We start from the raw sequence: 15928 nt of genomic DNA, 5'->3' as shown, positions 1-15928 counted from the left end.
AAATGATGCGCCCCCGGACGAAACATGCCGCGCCGCCGGCCGGCGATATCTGCCGCCTGTCCGCCATCGAGCTTGCCGACGCGATCCGCCGCAAGAAACTGTCTGTACGCGAGGTGGTGACGGCCTTCCTCGACCGCATCGAAACGGTCAACCCGCTGGTCAACGCCATCGTCTCGTTGCGCGACCGCGGCGACATCCTGCGCGAAGCCGATGCAGCCGATGTCAGGCGGGCCGATGGCGAAGCCGGGACGCTTTTCGGACTGCCGATCGCCATCAAGGACCTTGCCTCGACAACGGGCTTGAGAACCTCCTTCGGCTCGCCGATCTTTGCCGATTTCGTGCCGCAGGAAGACGATTTCTTCGTCGAGCGCATCCGCGACGCCGGCGCCATCATCATCGGTAAGACCAATGTCCCCGAATTCGGGCTCGGCTCCAACACCTACAACACCGTGTTCGGGCCGACGCTGAACGCTTTCGATCCGGCGCTGACCGCCGGCGGATCGAGCGGCGGTGCGGCCGTGGCGCTGGCGCTCGACATGGTGCCTATCGCCGACGGCAGCGACTTCGGCGGTTCGCTGCGCAATCCTGCAGGGTGGAACAATGTCTACGGCTTCCGCCCGTCGCAGGGGCTTGTGCCCGGCGGCCCGGACTTCGAAGTCTTTCATGCGCAGATGGGTGTCGAGGGGCCGATGGGCCGCAACGTTGCCGACATGGCGCTGCTGCTCGACGTGCAGGCGGGCTACCACCCGCAAGCACCATTGTCCTATGAGAAACCAGGCTCGTTCCTCGAAGGGCTGGCAATGCCGTCGACCGGCGGCCGCGTCGCCTGGCTCGGCGACCTCGGCGGCCATCTGCCGGTCGAAGCCGGCATCCTCAATCTGTGCGAGGCAGCACTTGGCCGGTTTGCGGATGCATCCTTCCTGACCGAACCCCTGCTGCCGGATTTCGATTTCGAAGCGCTGTGGCAGGCCTTCGTGACGCTGCGCCAGGCGAGCAGCGGCTGCGCCCTGAAAGTCCATTACGACGACCCTTCCAGGCGCAGCCTGCTGAAGCCGGAAGCCATCTGGGAAGTCGAGAACGCAATGCGGCTGACGGCGCCGCAGATCCGCGCGGGCTCGGTCATCCGCTCCTCCTGGCACCGCACGTTGCTGTCGATCTTCGACCGCTTCGACCTCGTCGCGCTGCCGACCGCGCAAGTCTTTCCCTTCGATGTCGGGACCCACTGGCCGCACGAGGTCGCCGGACGGCGGATGGACAGCTATCATCGCTGGATGCAGGTTTCAGCTTTTGCCACGCTGGGCGGCTGTCCGGCGGTCAATGTGCCGGTCGGCTTCGACGACAAGGGCCGGCCAATGGGCATGCAGCTGATCGGCCGGCCGCGCGGCGACCTCGCTGTGCTGAGGGCGGCCGCAGCCTATGAGGCGACGCTGCCCTGGCCAGCAGGCGCTTGACGCGCGTGCTACGACGCAGCGCTTCGCGGATGTCTTGCGCGGAGGCCATTGTCATGCATTGATTGTTCCCAGTTGCGCCGCATCGGCGGCATTCCAAGGGAAAGATCATGTCGCTCGAACTCTACGCCGCTTATGTCCTCGCCTGCATCGTCATCATCCTGGTGCCCGGGCCGACGGTCACGCTGATCATCGCCAACAGCATTCGTCATGGCGCCCGCGCCGGTCTCGCCAATGTCGCCGGCACACAGGCAGGCCTTGCCATCATGATCGCCATCGTCGGCATCGGCCTCAACACGCTGATCGCGGGCATGGGCCATTGGTTCGAATGGGTGCGGCTGATCGGCGCCGCCTATCTGATCTGGATGGGCGTACAGATGTTCCGCTCCAAGGGCACGCTGAACGCCGACGGCACCGCGAGGAAGCCGCGCGGCGGCTTCTTCCTGCAGGGCCTGCTGGTGGCGCTAAGCAATCCCAAGACGCTGGTGTTCTTCGGCGCCTTCTTTCCGCAGTTCATCGCGCCGCAAGGCAATTATACGCTGCAGATCGTCGTCATGGGCCTGACCGCCATGATCTTCGCCGCCATGTCGGATTCGACCTATGCACTCGCCGCCAGCCGCGCCGGGCGCCTGCTATCGGCCAGCCGCATCAAGCTCATGTCCAGGATCAGCGGCAGCTTCCTGGTCGGCGGTGGCCTGTGGCTGGCGTTTTCAAGGTCGAAGTAACGGCGACCGCGCGGCACGCGCCGCGAAGAATTGCAATGCCCTGGAATTGCATCCGATTGAAAGTGTGCTCTCCCACCGCCACATGAATCTGTATCGGGGGATTCATGCCTGTTTTTTGGACTTGGAATGGTTTGAAGACGAACGCGCCTGGCGTGATCCTCTTCATCGGTGCGTTTGTGATTATGCTCATGTTGGCGGCAAACAAATGGGCTAATGACGAAAGCCCAATCCGGTCTGTCGGGCCATCGATGCAACGATCAAAAGTGCCCAATGGAGAGACGGCAAGTACATCCTCTATGTGCTTGTTCTCGATGATGGCTCGTCTGTGCTCATCGATGGCGACCGCCCGCATCTGATTGGGCCAGATGCGGGCATCGAACGCGTCACACGCGGCAATGGCGTCGTCTTCTACCGGTTTCCCGAGTGAGACATGCCCAAAAGCTCTATGCCCTCTGGGCAAACCATTTGCATCGAGGGTGGAAGTGTTACAGCCGCCCCAGCCTCTCCACCAGCAGCGCGAAGAAGCCATCATGGTCGATGTCGCGCATCACCATGGCGTTCTTTTCCCGCTTGGTCACACCCCACCAGTCGATCACGGTCATGCCCATGGTCAGTTCCGACGCCGTTTCGACGCTGACATTGCAGTTGCGGCCCTTGAACAACTCCGGCTTCAGCAGATAGGCGATGACGCAGGGGTCGTGCAGCGGCCCGCCATCGGTGCCGTACTTGCCCTCGTCGTAACGCTCGAAGAATTCCAGCATGTCGGCGGTCGCGATGCCGACCTTGGTGCCGAGCGCGCGGAAGGCCTGCGTGCGCTTGGTGGTGGTCAGCGCCTTGTGGGTAACGTCGAGCGGCATCATCACGATTGGGATGCCGGCCTTGAACACCAGATCGGCGGCCTGCGGATCGACATAGATGTTGAATTCGGCCGCAGGCGTGACGTTGCCGCCCTCGAAGAAGCCCCCGCCCATCAGCACGATTTCGTTGATGCGCGGCGCGATGCGCGGTTCGCGGATCAGCGCCAGCGCGATGTTGGTCAGCGGCCCGAGCGGGCAGAGCGTGATGGTGCCGCTCTCTTCCTTCATCAGCGTCTCGACGATGAAGTCGACGGCATACTGCTCCTGCAGCTTCATCGTCGGTTCGGGCAGTTGCGGCCCGTTGAGGCCGGTCTTGCCATGCACTTCCTCGGCGGTGACCAGTGTGCGTGCCAGGGGACGGATGGCACCGGCATAGACGTTGATCTCCGGCCGGCCGGCCAGTTCGCAGATCTTGCGGGCATTCTTTTCGGTCAATTTCAGGGGCACGTTGCCGGCAACGGCGGTGATGCCGACGACCTCCAGCTCGCTGCTGCCGAGCGCCAGCAGAATGGCGACGGCGTCGTCCTGGCCGGGATCGGTGTCGATGATGATCTTGCGTGGTTGAGGCATTTCAATTCCTTGTTTGGCTGGCCGTAAGCTCACCGGGCCGATCACACGCCGCAAGGACGCCGAACCGGCTGCAAGCTGCCGAACCGCTCGACCGGGAACGGCCCCGACCCCAGCGCTTCTCCTTGCATCCGCGCGTCGTTTCAAGCGCCATGTCGATTATTCCTGTGAGTCCAAGGCCTGGTCTTTTTGGGCGGGTCTTCTGGTGGCTTGAACTTGGTCGCGGGGCGGACCATATCAAGACCATCGGGAAAAATGCCACCTGGGTTTTTCCACTTTATGTCGCTCTTGAGAGGACAGTGTAACATGAGCCGAATGACGCCTTTCTCCAGCCCGCTTCTCCTTGGTTTCGACGCCATGGAAAAGACCCTGGAGCGCTTGGCGAAATCCGGTGACAGCTACCCTCCCTACAACATCGAACGACTCAGCGGTGCCGACGGCAAGGCCGAAAGGCTGCGCATCACGCTCGCCGTCGCCGGTTTCGCCGAAAGCGATCTCGATGTGACAACGGAGGAGAACCAGTTGGTCGTGCGCGGCCGTCAGACCGACGACACCGAGCGCGAATTTCTTCATCGCGGCATCGCCGCGCGCCAGTTCCAGCGCTGCTTCGTGCTGGCCGATGGCATGCGGGTGATCGCGGCGGAGTTGAAAAACGGCCTTTTGTCGATCGACCTCGATCGGCCGGAGTCCGAACGGCTGGTACGAAAAATAAACATATCGGTGAAAGACTGATCTTTACCGATGGCTCTCATGCGGGATGGCCTTGAGCGGCGTCCTCGCGCCAAGGAGGCTTGAAATGACCAGAACTGAAACGATCACCATGACCAATGGCGAATTCGCCCATCTCGGCGAGGGCTCGGTCGCTTATCTGCGCAAGGTCTCGAGCGACGAATTGCTCGGCCGTTTCCCCAATCTCGGTGAAATCGCGCCCGGCATGGAGCTGTGGGCGCTGTTTGCCGCCAATGGCCAACCGATCCTGCTGTCGGATGCGCGTGACCGCGCTCTGGCCGGCGCCATGGAAAACGACCTGACCACTGTCGCTATTCACTGACGGCGATCTCCGCCTGAAACGGACAGGGCCGCCCATGGCGGCCCTTGTGGCAGTCTTATATCAACTGGCGGGTTCTCTTATCTCAACGATTCAGGCGGCGTGCGAGGCCTGCGTGTCCGACAACAGCGCGTGGATCGCCGTGGCGTCGCGCGTTCCCCTGACCTTAGCCACCGTATCGGCGTCGCGCAGCACGCGCGCGATGCGCGACAGCGCCTTGAGATGATCGGCGCCTGCGCCTTCCGGCGCCAACAGCAGAAACACCAGATCGACGGGCTGGTCGTCCAGCGATTCGAAATCGACCGGCGTCTCCAGACGGGCGAAAACACCGGCGATGCGCTTCACGCCGGCTAGCTTGCCATGCGGAATGGCGATGCCGTTGCCGACGCCGGTCGAGCCCAACCGCTCACGCTGCAGGATGGTGTCGAACACTTCCCTCTCCGGAATGCCCGAAATCGCCGCTGCCCGTTCGGACAGCAATTGCAGAAGCTGCTTCTTGGAGTTCGCCTTCAACGCCGGCAAAATCGCCGGAACGCTGATAAGATCGCTCAGATCCATGCTTGAAAATCCCTTGTTCGCCTGCCGTCACCAGTCCCCACCCCTCGTGCGGCTGGCTTTTATCCCTGTGCGACCTTGGTCGTGGACGGGTCGATCCAGCCAATGTTTCCGTCGGGCCGGCGATAGACGATATTGAGATGGTCGGTTCCGGCGTTGCGGAAAACGAACACCGGACTGTCCTTGGTATCGAGTTCGATGACCGCCGAGGCCACCGACATGGTCTTCAGCGTCATGGTCGATTCGGCGACGATGGCCGGCGCGAAATCCTCCGGGATCTCCTCGTCGTCATCGGCAAGCGGCGCCATCACCGTATAGGCGATGTCGGTCAACTCGCCATTGCCATTGCCCGAATTGTGCGACTTGAGACGGCGCTTGTAGCGCCGAAGCCTGGTCTCCAGCCGATCGGCCGCGGCCTCGAAGGCGAGCGTCGGATCCTGGGCATCGCCGGTGGCCTGCAGCGAGGCACCGGAATCCAGCCGGATCATGCAATCCGCCGAATAGCGCGAGCCCGATTTGATGACGGTGACGTGTCCCGCAAAGCCGCGATCGAAATATTTGCCAATCGCTTCGCCGACACGATCGTTGATGCGTGTGCGGAACGCATCGCCGATATCCATGTGTTTTCCCGATATGCGCAGATTCATCTGAAAACTGACCTTCCTTGCTCAGGCTTCAAACTGGCCTGAGTTTATACTCGTGATCCGTGCGCACAAGCTTTCCGGCGTCACTCGCGCCGATTTAAATCCGAACTTTCCGGTTGATCACAAGCCGCCTTTTTGACCGTCCCGAGGCCATTGTCGTGACGGACCATCCGCTAGCGGGCAATCCAGCCCGTCTCATGCGGGCGGGCTTCTAGCCACTTCCCCACGGCTTGTCAATGAAGCTCGAAAGCTGTGGAAAATCCGAGGCCCTTAACGCCCCGCGCTGGCGAGCGCCCGCTTCTCGCGCCGGCGCTGCACGGAAGACGGAATATTCATGCCTTCCCGGTACTTGGCCACCGTGCGCCTTGCAATATCGACGCCGCTCTCCTTGAGCATGTCGACGATCGCGTCGTCGGACAGCACGTCGACGGGTTTCTCCTCGTCGATCAGCTGCTTGATGCGATCCCGCACCGCTTCGGAGGAATGCGCGTCGCCGCCGCCCGACGCGGCGATCGAGGCGGTGAAGAAATAGCGCAGTTCGAACACGCCGCGCGGGGTCAGCATGTATTTGTTGGCGGTGACGCGGCTGACGGTCGACTCGTGCATGCCGATGGCGTCCGCCACCGTGCGCAAATTCAGCGGCTTCAGCTGGCGCACGCCATGGACCAGGAACGCATCCTGCTGGCGCACGATCTCCGAGGCCACTTTGAGGATCGTCTTTGCCCGCTGATCGAGGCTGCGCGTCAGCCAGTTGGCGTTTTGCAGGCACTCGGCCAGGAAATCCTTTTCCGCCTGGTTCTTCGCGTGCGGCGAGACCTGGGCGAAATAGATATGGTCGACCAGCACGCGCGGCAGCGTTTCGGCGTTGAGTTCGACGGTCCAGCTGCCGTCATTGGCCGCACGCACCTCGACATCGGCAACGATGGCGTCGCTGGCGCCGCCCGAAAACGCCATGCCCGGGCGCGGATCGAGTGCCCGGATCTCGGCCAGCATGTCGAGCAGGTCCTCCTCGTCGACGCCGCAGATCCGCTTCAGCGCCTGGAAATCGCGCCGCGCCAGGAGTTCGAGATTGGCGACCAGGCCCTTCATCGCCGGATCGAGGCGGTCTCGTACCGCAAGCTGCAGTGAAAGACATTCAGCAAGATCCCGGGCGAACAGCCCGGCCGGCTCGAAGCCCTGGCACACCGCCAGCACCTTGGCCACCGTGGCAGCGTCGGTGCCAAGACGCGCGGCGACCTCGACCAAGTCCGCGCGTAGATAACCGGTCTCGTCGAGCGCGTCGGCAAGGTCGGCCGCGATCAGTCGCCCCACGGGATCGGCGAATGCGAGTGCGACCTGCTCGCCGACATGGTCGCGCAAGGTGATGGCGCCCGCCGCCATGTCGCCGGCGTCAAGCCCCTCGGACGAGGAGCCGCCGCCATTGCCGGAAGCCGATTTCCATTGCGCCGTCAGGTCCGGTCCGAGCCGCTCGCTGGTGCCGGGATCGTCGGGAAACAGGTTTTCCAGCGACGTATCGAGTTTTTCCGAGATCGCTTCGGCGCTCCATCCCGCCTCGTTCTCGAACCAGTCGCCGTCGGCGGCCGCTTGCGGCTCGGCCTCGGTCTTCTGCGCCTGGTCGCTCGCGGCGTCGTCCTGCGGCTCGGCGCGCTCCAGAAGCGGGTTGCGCTCGATCTCCTCGTCGATGAAGTGCTCGAGTTCGAGATGGGTGAACTGCAGCAGCCGAATCGACTGCATCAGCTGCGGCGTCATCACCAGCGACTGCGACTGTCGGAGCTGTAGTTTCGCCGCCAACGCCATGGTTCGGTTTCAAACGCCTCCTCTACGCAGACTTACCGGAAATGAATTTCGCGGCCGACCATAGAAACTGGCCCGGCTTTTGCTTGTCAAGGCAAAGCCTAGCAAAAGCCGCTTACCGGAGCGTTATGCCGGAGCAAAATCGCGGAAAAACATCCCGCTAAACGCAAAAAATCGTGTCAGGAAACAAATTTCACGCCCAAGGCAATTCCAGGACAATTGCGTTGCGGTCCGGAATTCCGCGAAAAAATGAGTCAGAGCGTAAACCCCTCGCCGAGGTAAAGCCGCCGCACATCCGGGTTCGCCACCACTTCGTCGGCGCGGCCATGGGTCAGCACCTGACCGGCATGGATGATGTAGGCGCGATCGATCAGCCCGAGCGTCTCACGCACATTGTGGTCGGTGATGAGGACGCCGATGCCGCGTGCCGTCAGATGGCGCACCAGTTGCTGGATATCGGCGACGGCGATCGGATCGATGCCGGCAAAGGGCTCGTCGAGCAGCATGTAGGCCGGGCGCGTCGCCAGCGCGCGCGCAATCTCCAGGCGCCGTCGCTCGCCGCCGGAGAGCGACATGGATGGCGCCTTGCGCAGATGGCTGATGTGGAATTCCTCGAGCAGTTCGTCGAGATTGCGCTCGCGCACCTTGCGGTCCTTTTCGACCACTTCGAGCACGGCGCGGATATTCTGCTCGACGTTGAGGCCGCGGAAGATCGACGCCTCCTGCGGCAGATAGCCGATGCCGAGGCGCGCGCGACGGTACATCGGCATCGAGGTGACGTCGAAGCCGTCGATCTCGATCGTGCCCTCATCCACCGGCACCAGGCCAGTGACCATGTAGAAACACGTCGTCTTGCCAGCGCCGTTAGGCCCGAGCAGCCCGACGGCCTCGCCGGCACGCACGCCCAGCGTGACGCCACTGACGACCTTGCGGCCCTTGTAGCTCTTGGTCAGGCCCTTGGCGATCAAGGTTCCCTTGAACTTCGCCTTGTCGACGGTGATCGTGGCCGGAGCCGAAATCTTGCTTGCGGCTCGTCCCGGAAGACGCGCCGTCAGCGATGACAGGCTGGCCATCAGGGGTTCGTCGCTCCCGATTGCGGCGCATCCGATTTCGGCGGCGGCGTGATCGACATCTGGACACGCTGCCCAGCGCATGGATCGACCTGGGCCAGCCCGCTTTTCATCTGGACGGTCAGCTTGCAGCCGACCAGAACGTTGTCGTTTTGCGAAAGAACAACCTTCTTGCCCGAAAGCACCAGCACCTGGCTCTTCATATCGAAGCTGCCCTGATCGCCGGTCGCGACCTGCTGATCCGACTTGATGTAGACCTTGTCGGAGATCTCGAGATGGTCGATGTTGGCCGAGCCGGTCATCGCCGCGCCCGCGGCTTCCGTGCCCTTGGCGGCGGCATTCGGATCCTTGATGTAATAGACCATCATCTTGCCGGCCTTCATCAGCGTCGGCCCCTGGACGACGGTGACATTGCCCGTGAAGATGGCGACATTTTCGGCCTGCCGGACTTCGAGCTTGTCGCTTTCGATCTGGATCGGCTTGTCGCCCGCCAGTTTGAGACCTGACACCTGACTGGCGGCACCGGACTGTGCCAGTGAGGGCGCCAGCCCCAGCAGGACCAGTGCTGACGTTGCGGCCGCAAGCCGTATCGAACTATTGAGCCACATTCGCTTCTTCGCCCTTTGCCTCAGCCGCCTTCAGAGCGGCGGGATCGATGTTGACGCGCACCCGGTTCTCGAACACCAGGACCTTGCCATTGTCCTGGACCGACATGGAATCCGCTGTGATCTGCGACCCGCCACGGCTGACATCGACGGGATCATCCGTCTTCATAGTGCCTTTGCCCATGTCGAGGAAGACCGATTTGAACTTGGCTTGCATGCCGTCGGTCGTGGTGATCATGACGTCACTGGTCATTTTCATCGTGTTGCCGTCGCGATCGTAGGTCCCGCGCGAGGCTTTGATCGCAGCGACATTGTCCGGCCCGACCGGCACCTTGGCGTCTATGCCTTCGAGCTCGATGATGCCTTGCGTGTTGACATTCTGTATCGCCCGCAGGGCTGTCATCGAATAGGGCTGCTTCTGCTTGGTGAAACCGTTGAGCTTGGGATTGGCCATCACCAGCTTGCCGTTGGAAAAGGCGGTGCCTTCCGCCTGCACCGCGACGGAGACGGGTGCGGCGAGATAGGAGTAGACCGGGAAGGCGACGGCGATCAGCGCCGCAGCCAGGGGCACGGCGAATTTGAGCACGCGCACGCGGCGCGAATGACGCTGGGCGCGGTCGAACGCATCGCCCCGAGTCCAGCCATCCGCCGGGGGAGCCAACTCCGTCTCGGGGCTGGTCGGTTCATTCGATCGCGCTAACATGACTGCTTTCTTCTAAACCCCTGCCCGCCAGGGAGCACCGCCTATAGGTGGTGGGCCGGTGCCCTCAAGCAAGCACAAGCCCACGAAAACCGCAAAAATGTGACAACTGACGTTGTACAAACGAAACCACTGACGTTTTACAAACGAAAACGAGGTCAGCACAACAGCCGGTACTTCTTAGCAGAAATGGACGCGCCTGCGCCGTTTTTTCATCGCCGCCGCTTCTCCCCCTTACCCTGCGTCCCTTGCGCAGGCCAGTCACAAAACTGACAGCGTTGGGATCGCCTTGGGCGGATTGCCGCGCCATATGCAAGACGGAACTGCTTCCCGCTGAGGACATCATGGTCTAAAAGCGTCCGTTCCCGCCGAATGTGAGGCTGACCATGGCATTGAGAGCCGACGACCTGATCGACCGCCGCCGTTTGCGGCGCAAGCTGACATTCTGGCGTGTTGCGGCCATCGGCATCGTCGCCCTCGGGGTGATTGCGCTGTCGGCCTGGTTTTATCGCGACGATCTCGGCGGCTCGACTGTCGACCATATTGCCAAGGTCAGGATCGAAGGCACGATCACCGAGGACGAGGAACTCATCAAGCGGCTGGAGGACGTCCGCAAGTCCTCGAAGGTGAAAGGCGTGATTCTGGCGATCGATTCGCCCGGCGGCACCACTGTCGGGGGTGAATCGATCTACGAGGAAGTGCGCAAGGTGGCCGCCGACAAGCCGGTCGTGGCCGAAGTCGGCACGCTCGCCGCATCGGCGGGCTATATGATCGCCAGTGCGGCTGACCACATCGTCGCCCGCAAGACCTCGATCGTCGGTTCGATCGGCGTGCTGATCCAGTATCCTGACGTCAGCGGCCTGATGGACAAGCTCGGCGTCAAGCTGGAGGAGGTGAAATCCTCACCGCTCAAGGCCTCGCCCTCTCCCTTCAAGCCGACCAATGACGACGAGCGCGCCATGGTCCGGAAGCTTATCCTCGACAGCTACGACTGGTTTGTCGGCATCGTCGCCGAACGCCGCAAGATGACCCACGAACAGGCACTGGCGCTTGCCGACGGGTCGATCTTCACCGGCCGCCAGGGCGTCGCCAACGGCCTGATCGATGCCGTCGGCGGGGAGACCGAGGCGATCGACTGGCTCGCGACCAAGGGTGTCGATGCCAAGCTCAAGGTGGTTGAATGGAAGGACACGGACCGGCGCGGCAGCTTCCTGTGGTCAAAAGCCATGGTGAAAATGGCCGGCAGCGCACTCGGACTGCCGGACTCAAGCAGCGATGTCATCCACGAGCTTGGCGCCGACCGCTTGTTTCTTGACGGCCTCGTTTCCGTCTGGCACCCTTGAGCGCGGTTTGGGACAGCTAAAAAGCCAATAAAATCATCCTCATAATTTCGACCGCACTGCTTTCACGGGGACCCGTCTGATGATCAAGTCCGAACTTGTGCAGATTATTGCCACGCGCAATCCGCATCTTTTCCTGCGCGACGTCGAAAACATTGTCGGCGCGATCTTCGACGAGATCACCGACGCCCTTGCTGAGGGCAACCGGGTCGAGCTGCGCGGCTTCGGTGCTTTTTCGGTGAAAAACCGCCCCGCCCGCACCGGCCGCAACCCGCGAACCGGCGAATCCGTCGAGGTCGAGGAGAAATGGGTGCCGTTCTTCAAGACCGGCAAGGAACTGCGCGAAAGGCTGAACGGCGGCAAGTAAGCGCGACTTCAGCGCCAGCTTCCGACGGAAAACATAATGCTCAACCGTTTCATGCTCATCGTGGTCTTCGTACCCTTGGCGATCATTCTGATTGCCTTGGCCGTCGCCAATCGCGAACTCGTCGCCTTCACGCTGGACCCGTTCAATCCCGGCAATCCGAAGCTGACGCTCACCTTGCCGTTGTTCATTTTCCTGTTCCTGGCGCTCGCCATCGGCATGATCGTCGGCAGCCTGGCGACATGGGTCAAGCAGGGCCGCTACCGCAAACTGGCGCGCCAGCGCGGCGTCGAGGCCGAAAACCTGCGCCAGGCGGTCAGCCGCGTGCCATCGGCACCGCAGGGACCGATCCAGGGGTCAGCCCAAGGGTCCGCATTGCCGAAGCCGACCAATTGAGCCGTCGGCCGGCGGCTTTCTTTCCACGGAGCTTTCCATGCTGACCATTTCGGCCGCCGAGGTCGATCATGCGCTGACCTTTCCTGGACTGGTCGAGACGCTGCGCACGGCTTTCCGCGACGGCGCGGTGCAGCCGGTCAGGCATCATCACGCGGTCGAACGGCCCGATGGTGCGGCCTCGACCTTGCTGCTGATGCCGGCATGGACCGATTTCAACGCTGCCGGCACATCTTCCGGCGGCTATATCGGCGTCAAGATCGTCACTGTCTCGCCAGACAACAACGCCATCGGCAAGCCGGCGGTGATGGGGCTCTATCTCCTGCTCAATGGCGCCACCGGCGAACCGGAAGCCCTGATCGACGGCCAACGGCTGACGCAGTGGCGCACCGCCTGCGCCTCGGCGCTGGCGGCTTCCTATCTGGCACGCGAGGACGCCTCCAGGCTGCTGGTGATCGGCGCCGGCGCACTGTCACCCTTTCTCGCCAAAGCGCATGCAGCCGTGCGGCCGATCAAGACCATCCGCATCTGGAACCGCACCCCGGCCAACGCCGAGAAAGTCGCGGCCGATCTGCGCGCCGACGGCCTCGCGGCGAGTGCTGCAAGTGATCTCGATGCCGAACTTGCCGAGGCCGACATCATTTCCTCGGCAACGATCGCCACCACGCCGCTGATCAAGGGCGTGCTGCTGAAGCCGGGGGCCCATGTCGACATGGTCGGTGGCTTCACGCCGACCATGCGCGAAAGCGACGACGATGCGATCGCGCGCACCAGCGTCTATGTCGACACCCGCGCCGGCGCCACCAAGGAGGCCGGCGACATCGTCATCCCGCTTGCATCGGGCGTGTTGAAGCCGGAAGCAATCATCGCCGACCTGCATGAACTGGCGCGCGGCCAGAAGAAGGGCCGCGCGAGCGCCGACGAGATCACGCTGTTCAAGTCGGTTGGCGCGGCACTTGAGGACCTTGCCGCCGGCATCGCCGTCTACAAGGCGCTCAAGCCGTAGCCGCTGCAAGCTTTTTCGCGGCACCCATCGCGTCGGCGATCAGACGAAAATCGTGATCGGTGATTTCGAAGAGACCAAAGCGAAGCTGATACCCCCAGTTCGACTTGCCGGCGGTGAAGTCCAGTCGGTCGAGCAATGGCTTGATCGGCGCTTCTTCAGCCGCCACCCACTCGACGTCGCGGCGGAACGGCGTGAAGCCGCCGCCCATGTCGCCTTGATAGGGCTCGCCTTCCCGCACGGTGCCGATTGCGGTGAAAGCCTGCAGGCCATCCTTTTCGCCCAAAATCGTGGTCGGCGAATAATAGATGATGCCGTCGCCGGGTTTGACACGGCACTGCGGAGCCGCCTTGCCGTGGTTGACCTGCATGAAGCCGGCGGCCCGACCACGCCGGACATGCTCGGCCGACGCAACCGCGATCCAGTACGCGCTCATTTCTGTTCCCCATCTGACAGCCAGTAGACACGAAGGCGATGATTGTCGGGGTCGAGCGCAACGAAGGTGCGGCCGAAATCCAAGTCGGTCGGTGGCTGCAGGATCTTCAACCCGCGCCCGGCCCAGTCGGCGTGGGTGGCATCGACCGCGTCAGGCGTCTTGAGCGCAAACACGATCTCTGCGCCGCCACCGCCCGCTGCCGCCGCCGGCTCGACCGTATGCCGGGACCAGAGGCCAAGCTTGAAGCCGTTGTCGAGCACGAACAGCACGAAGGTCGGCGCGCTTTCGACCGGCTCGCGCCCTAGCAGCGCGCCGTAGAAGGCGCCGCTCTCCAGCGGCTGGTCGACATAGAGGATGACGAAATTCGGCGTGGTCATATCTGCTCTCCGAGATGTTCAGCGTTTCGACTTGGCTGATATAAGATGCGCTACTGTCAGATTCTGGCAGTAGCCGTCATCACCGCCGCGGCTTGTCGAGCGTCGCTCGCCATTCCTTGAGCAACACCTGGCGGCGACGCGGATAGCGCGCATCAATGGCGTCGAGGCCGGATATTCGATCGGCGCGAAAATGCCGGAAATCCTGCCGCATCTCGCACCACGCCACCACCACCCGCACCTTGTCGAAGAAGCCGAGCGCGAATGGCCAGACGACACGTTGCGAAGCAGCACCCCCGGCGTCGCGATAAAGAAAGCCGAGCTTGCGCTCGTTGCGGATGGCCTGCCGCACGACGCCGAGGTCTATGCCTTCAATGGCCGTCATGGGCGGCCCGACCAGCAGCGTCGAGGCATCGAGATCCTCGCGCAGGTCGTCCGGCAGCACGGCTGCGATCTTGGCCAGCGCGTTGGCGGCGGCGGCCGACAGGCGCTGGTCCGGCTGCTTGGCGACCCAGCGCGATCCCAGCACGATGGCCTCGATCTCCTCGTCGCTGAACATCAGCGGCGGCAGTATGAAGCCGGGCTTGAGCACATAGCCGAGACCCGCCTCGCCCTCGATCGGCGCGCCCTGCCCCTGAAGCGTGGCGATGTCGCGGTAGAGCGTGCGGATCGAAATCCCAAGCTCGTCGGCCAACACATGTCCGCTCACCGGCCGGCGATGCCGGCGCAGGCACTGGATGAGGTCGAGCAGGCGTTCGGAGCGGGACATCAGGCTGATTTGCCTGTTTCTTTGACATTGGTCCATCACTGGCCGACATGAATGGAAGGGTGGCCGCGGCGGACTTGGTTGCGAAGCCGGTTGCCCTATGCCAAAAGCGGCACGCCGCTCGGAGATACCTCTGCTTGAAGTCTTTTCGCGACAAACGCCGCGACAGCCGCCCGCCCGTGAAAGGCGGAAGCGCAGAGGTGCGCCCGCACGAGACGCGTGGCCCCGCACGACCGGACGCCAGGCCGCGCGAGCGGCCTGAGACCAGAACCGACGATCGGACCGAACCTAAATCCCCACCGCGCATCCTCGCCCGCCGCGAAGGGACGCTGCCCGCTGAACAACTTCCGGTAATCCTCGAAGTAGCACCCAACGCCGATTACGCGCTGCTCGACAGCGGCGCCGGCGAAAAACTCGAACAATACGGCCCCTACCGCATCGTGCGGCCCGAGGGCCAGGCGATCTGGCAGAAGGCCTTGCCGGCCAAGGACTGGGGGCGTGCCGACGCCATCTTCACCGGTGACACTGACGAGGAAGGCATCGGCCGCTGGCGTTTTCCGAAGACGCCGCTCGGCGAGACCTGGCCGATGAAGCACGACGGCATCGACTATCTCGGCCGTTTCACCTCGTTTCGCCATGTCGGTGTCTTTCCCGAGCAGGCCTCGCACTGGGACCATATGGCTGGGCTGATCGCGGCGGCCAGACGGCCGGTCAAGGTGCTCAACCTGTTCGGCTATACCGGCCTCGCCTCGCTGGTGGCGGCCCGCGCCGGCGCCGAGGTCACCCATGTCGATGCCTCGAAGAAGGCGATCGGCTGGGCGCGTGAAAACCAGGAGATAGCGGGGCTCGGCAGCAAGCCGATCCGCTGGATCGTCGACGACGCGGTGAAATTCGCCGAACGCGAAGAGCGCCGCGGCAGCCGTTACGACATCATCCTGTTCGACCCGCCGGCCTATGGCCGCGGCCCCAAGGGCGAGGTCTGGCAATTGTTCGAGGACCTGCCTGCGCTTACCGACCTTTGCCGGGCGATCCTGACGCCGAAACCGCTCGCGGTGGTGCTGACCGCCTATTCGATCCGCGCCTCCTTCTTCGCCATCCACGCTCTGATGCGCGACACTTTTGCCGGCATGGACGGCAGGGTCGAATCGGGTGAGCTGATCATCCGTGAAAAGTCCGCCGGCAGGGCGCTTTCGACCTCACTGTTTTCGCGTTGGGTGGCCTAAATGCCCCGGAGTCCTG

General features: G+C 63.0%; 20 protein-coding genes. 10 read left to right on the top strand and 10 right to left on the bottom strand.

The annotated features are described in order from the left end of the window. Positions 1 to 2: 2 nt before the first annotated feature. From HGP13_RS09080 to HGP13_RS38525, 3 genes are all read left to right on the top strand, one after another. A complete protein-coding gene (locus HGP13_RS09080; protein ID WP_172224176.1) occupies positions 3 to 1451 on the top strand; it encodes an amidase in 1449 nt (482 codons plus the stop codon). A 107-nt stretch (positions 1452 to 1558) separates the two neighbouring features. Further along, complete coding sequence (locus tag HGP13_RS09075) at positions 1559 to 2173, top strand: LysE family translocator (protein WP_172224173.1); 615 nt, start codon at positions 1559 to 1561, stop codon at positions 2171 to 2173. 298 nt (positions 2174 to 2471) lie between these two features. After that, a complete protein-coding gene (locus HGP13_RS38525; RefSeq protein ID WP_281411318.1) occupies positions 2472 to 2600 on the top strand; it encodes a hypothetical protein in 129 nt (42 codons plus the stop codon). Positions 2601 to 2658: 58 nt separating this feature from the next. On the opposite strand, the gene HGP13_RS09070 is transcribed toward HGP13_RS38525, so the two are convergent. Then, on the bottom strand, positions 2659 to 3600 hold the full coding sequence (locus tag HGP13_RS09070) for a nucleoside hydrolase (protein WP_172224170.1): 942 nt from the start codon (positions 3598 to 3600) through the stop codon (positions 2659 to 2661). A 303-nt stretch (positions 3601 to 3903) separates the two neighbouring features. Here HGP13_RS09070 and HGP13_RS09065 point away from each other — a divergent pair, with 303 nt between their 5' ends. Both HGP13_RS09065 and HGP13_RS09060 read left to right on the top strand, forming a co-directional pair. Then, on the top strand, positions 3904 to 4329 hold the full coding sequence (locus tag HGP13_RS09065; RefSeq protein ID WP_013893014.1) for an Hsp20 family protein: 426 nt from the start codon (positions 3904 to 3906) through the stop codon (positions 4327 to 4329). Positions 4330 to 4393: 64 nt separating this feature from the next. After that, the gene (locus HGP13_RS09060) at positions 4394 to 4648 is read left to right on the top strand and encodes a DUF1150 family protein (protein ID WP_013529590.1); all 255 of its coding nucleotides are present in this window, start codon (positions 4394 to 4396) and stop codon (positions 4646 to 4648) included. 90 nt (positions 4649 to 4738) lie between these two features. Here the strand turns inward: HGP13_RS09060 and ptsN are convergent, their stop codons facing one another. From ptsN to lptC, 6 genes are all read right to left on the bottom strand, one after another. After that, positions 4739 to 5203, bottom strand: coding sequence for a PTS IIA-like nitrogen regulatory protein PtsN (ptsN, locus tag HGP13_RS09055; protein ID WP_027031063.1), 465 nt, complete (start codon positions 5201 to 5203; stop codon positions 4739 to 4741). A 59-nt stretch (positions 5204 to 5262) separates the two neighbouring features. Continuing rightward, complete coding sequence (gene raiA, locus HGP13_RS09050) at positions 5263 to 5847, bottom strand: ribosome-associated translation inhibitor RaiA (RefSeq protein WP_027043252.1); 585 nt, start codon at positions 5845 to 5847, stop codon at positions 5263 to 5265. Between the two features lie 267 nt (positions 5848 to 6114). Beyond that, positions 6115 to 7641, bottom strand: coding sequence for an RNA polymerase factor sigma-54 (rpoN, locus tag HGP13_RS09045; protein WP_172224166.1), 1527 nt, complete (start codon positions 7639 to 7641; stop codon positions 6115 to 6117). Positions 7642 to 7892: 251 nt separating this feature from the next. Then, on the bottom strand, positions 7893 to 8711 hold the full coding sequence (gene lptB / locus HGP13_RS09040; RefSeq protein ID WP_027043254.1) for an LPS export ABC transporter ATP-binding protein: 819 nt from the start codon (positions 8709 to 8711) through the stop codon (positions 7893 to 7895). Further along, entirely contained in the window at positions 8711 to 9316 is a 606-nt protein-coding gene (locus HGP13_RS09035; protein ID WP_172224163.1) for an LptA/OstA family protein, read from the bottom strand. The genes lptB and HGP13_RS09035 overlap by 1 nt, the downstream gene beginning before the upstream one ends. Continuing rightward, the gene (gene lptC / locus HGP13_RS09030) at positions 9303 to 10016 is read right to left on the bottom strand and encodes an LPS export ABC transporter periplasmic protein LptC (RefSeq protein ID WP_172224161.1); all 714 of its coding nucleotides are present in this window, start codon (positions 10014 to 10016) and stop codon (positions 9303 to 9305) included. Before lptC ends, HGP13_RS09035 begins: the two co-directional genes overlap by 14 nt. 383 nt (positions 10017 to 10399) lie before the next feature. Here lptC and sppA point away from each other — a divergent pair, with 383 nt between their 5' ends. The 4 genes from sppA to HGP13_RS09010 all read left to right on the top strand — a co-directional run bounded on the left by sppA (position 10400) and on the right by HGP13_RS09010 (position 13116). Continuing rightward, a complete protein-coding gene (sppA, locus tag HGP13_RS09025) occupies positions 10400 to 11356 on the top strand; it encodes a signal peptide peptidase SppA (RefSeq protein ID WP_172224157.1) in 957 nt (318 codons plus the stop codon). A 79-nt stretch (positions 11357 to 11435) separates the two neighbouring features. Next, positions 11436 to 11720, top strand: coding sequence for an integration host factor subunit beta (locus HGP13_RS09020; RefSeq protein WP_006200394.1), 285 nt, complete (start codon positions 11436 to 11438; stop codon positions 11718 to 11720). Positions 11721 to 11756: 36 nt separating this feature from the next. Further along, positions 11757 to 12113 (top strand): DUF1049 domain-containing protein, encoded by a 357-nt coding sequence (locus tag HGP13_RS09015; protein ID WP_172224154.1) that lies wholly within the window; start codon positions 11757 to 11759, stop codon positions 12111 to 12113. 37 nt (positions 12114 to 12150) lie between these two features. Beyond that, a complete protein-coding gene (locus HGP13_RS09010; RefSeq protein ID WP_172224151.1) occupies positions 12151 to 13116 on the top strand; it encodes an ornithine cyclodeaminase family protein in 966 nt (321 codons plus the stop codon). On the opposite strand, the gene HGP13_RS09005 is transcribed toward HGP13_RS09010, so the two are convergent. The 3 genes from HGP13_RS09005 to HGP13_RS08995 form a co-directional block, all read right to left on the bottom strand. Beyond that, on the bottom strand, positions 13106 to 13549 hold the full coding sequence (locus tag HGP13_RS09005) for an EVE domain-containing protein (RefSeq protein ID WP_172224148.1): 444 nt from the start codon (positions 13547 to 13549) through the stop codon (positions 13106 to 13108). The genes HGP13_RS09010 and HGP13_RS09005 overlap by 11 nt on opposite strands. After that, complete coding sequence (locus tag HGP13_RS09000; protein ID WP_172224145.1) at positions 13546 to 13926, bottom strand: VOC family protein; 381 nt, start codon at positions 13924 to 13926, stop codon at positions 13546 to 13548. The genes HGP13_RS09005 and HGP13_RS09000 overlap by 4 nt, the downstream gene beginning before the upstream one ends. Positions 13927 to 14005: 79 nt before the next feature. Continuing rightward, positions 14006 to 14692 carry a YafY family protein gene (locus HGP13_RS08995; protein ID WP_172224142.1) on the bottom strand — a complete coding sequence of 229 codons (687 nt, stop codon included), beginning with the start codon at positions 14690 to 14692 and terminating at the stop codon, positions 14006 to 14008. A gap of 134 nt (positions 14693 to 14826) precedes the next feature. On the opposite strand from HGP13_RS08995, the gene HGP13_RS08990 reads away from it, so the two are divergent. Then, positions 14827 to 15912, top strand: coding sequence for a class I SAM-dependent rRNA methyltransferase (locus HGP13_RS08990; protein WP_172224139.1), 1086 nt, complete (start codon positions 14827 to 14829; stop codon positions 15910 to 15912). The last annotated feature ends 16 nt before the right edge of the window (positions 15913 to 15928 follow it).

The organism is Mesorhizobium sp. NZP2077, from assembly GCF_013170805.1.
In the GTDB taxonomy this organism is placed as follows: Bacteria; Pseudomonadota; Alphaproteobacteria; order Rhizobiales; family Rhizobiaceae; genus Mesorhizobium.
Note: the sequence above shows the minus strand (reverse complement) of the source record. Positions and strands in the feature narration are given on the sequence as shown.

Coding starts and splice junctions, on each gene's coding strand:
- HGP13_RS09080 (WP_172224176.1), top strand. CDS start 3: ATGATGCGCCCCCGGACGAAACATGCCGCGCCGCCGGCCGGCGATATC.
- HGP13_RS09075 (WP_172224173.1), top strand. CDS start 1,559: ATGTCGCTCGAACTCTACGCCGCTTATGTCCTCGCCTGCATCGTCATC.
- HGP13_RS09070 (WP_172224170.1), bottom strand. CDS start 3,600: ATGCCTCAACCACGCAAGATCATCATCGACACCGATCCCGGCCAGGAC.
- HGP13_RS09065 (WP_013893014.1), top strand. CDS start 3,904: ATGAGCCGAATGACGCCTTTCTCCAGCCCGCTTCTCCTTGGTTTCGAC.
- HGP13_RS09060 (WP_013529590.1), top strand. CDS start 4,394: ATGACCAGAACTGAAACGATCACCATGACCAATGGCGAATTCGCCCAT.
- ptsN (WP_027031063.1), bottom strand. CDS start 5,203: ATGGATCTGAGCGATCTTATCAGCGTTCCGGCGATTTTGCCGGCGTTG.
- raiA (WP_027043252.1), bottom strand. CDS start 5,847: ATGAATCTGCGCATATCGGGAAAACACATGGATATCGGCGATGCGTTC.
- rpoN (WP_172224166.1), bottom strand. CDS start 7,641: ATGGCGTTGGCGGCGAAACTACAGCTCCGACAGTCGCAGTCGCTGGTG.
- lptB (WP_027043254.1), bottom strand. CDS start 8,711: ATGGCCAGCCTGTCATCGCTGACGGCGCGTCTTCCGGGACGAGCCGCA.
- HGP13_RS09035 (WP_172224163.1), bottom strand. CDS start 9,316: ATGTGGCTCAATAGTTCGATACGGCTTGCGGCCGCAACGTCAGCACTG.
- lptC (WP_172224161.1), bottom strand. CDS start 10,016: ATGTTAGCGCGATCGAATGAACCGACCAGCCCCGAGACGGAGTTGGCT.
- sppA (WP_172224157.1), top strand. CDS start 10,400: ATGGCATTGAGAGCCGACGACCTGATCGACCGCCGCCGTTTGCGGCGC.
- HGP13_RS09020 (WP_006200394.1), top strand. CDS start 11,436: ATGATCAAGTCCGAACTTGTGCAGATTATTGCCACGCGCAATCCGCAT.
- HGP13_RS09015 (WP_172224154.1), top strand. CDS start 11,757: ATGCTCAACCGTTTCATGCTCATCGTGGTCTTCGTACCCTTGGCGATC.
- HGP13_RS09010 (WP_172224151.1), top strand. CDS start 12,151: ATGCTGACCATTTCGGCCGCCGAGGTCGATCATGCGCTGACCTTTCCT.
- HGP13_RS09005 (WP_172224148.1), bottom strand. CDS start 13,549: ATGAGCGCGTACTGGATCGCGGTTGCGTCGGCCGAGCATGTCCGGCGT.
- HGP13_RS09000 (WP_172224145.1), bottom strand. CDS start 13,926: ATGACCACGCCGAATTTCGTCATCCTCTATGTCGACCAGCCGCTGGAG.
- HGP13_RS08995 (WP_172224142.1), bottom strand. CDS start 14,692: ATGTCCCGCTCCGAACGCCTGCTCGACCTCATCCAGTGCCTGCGCCGG.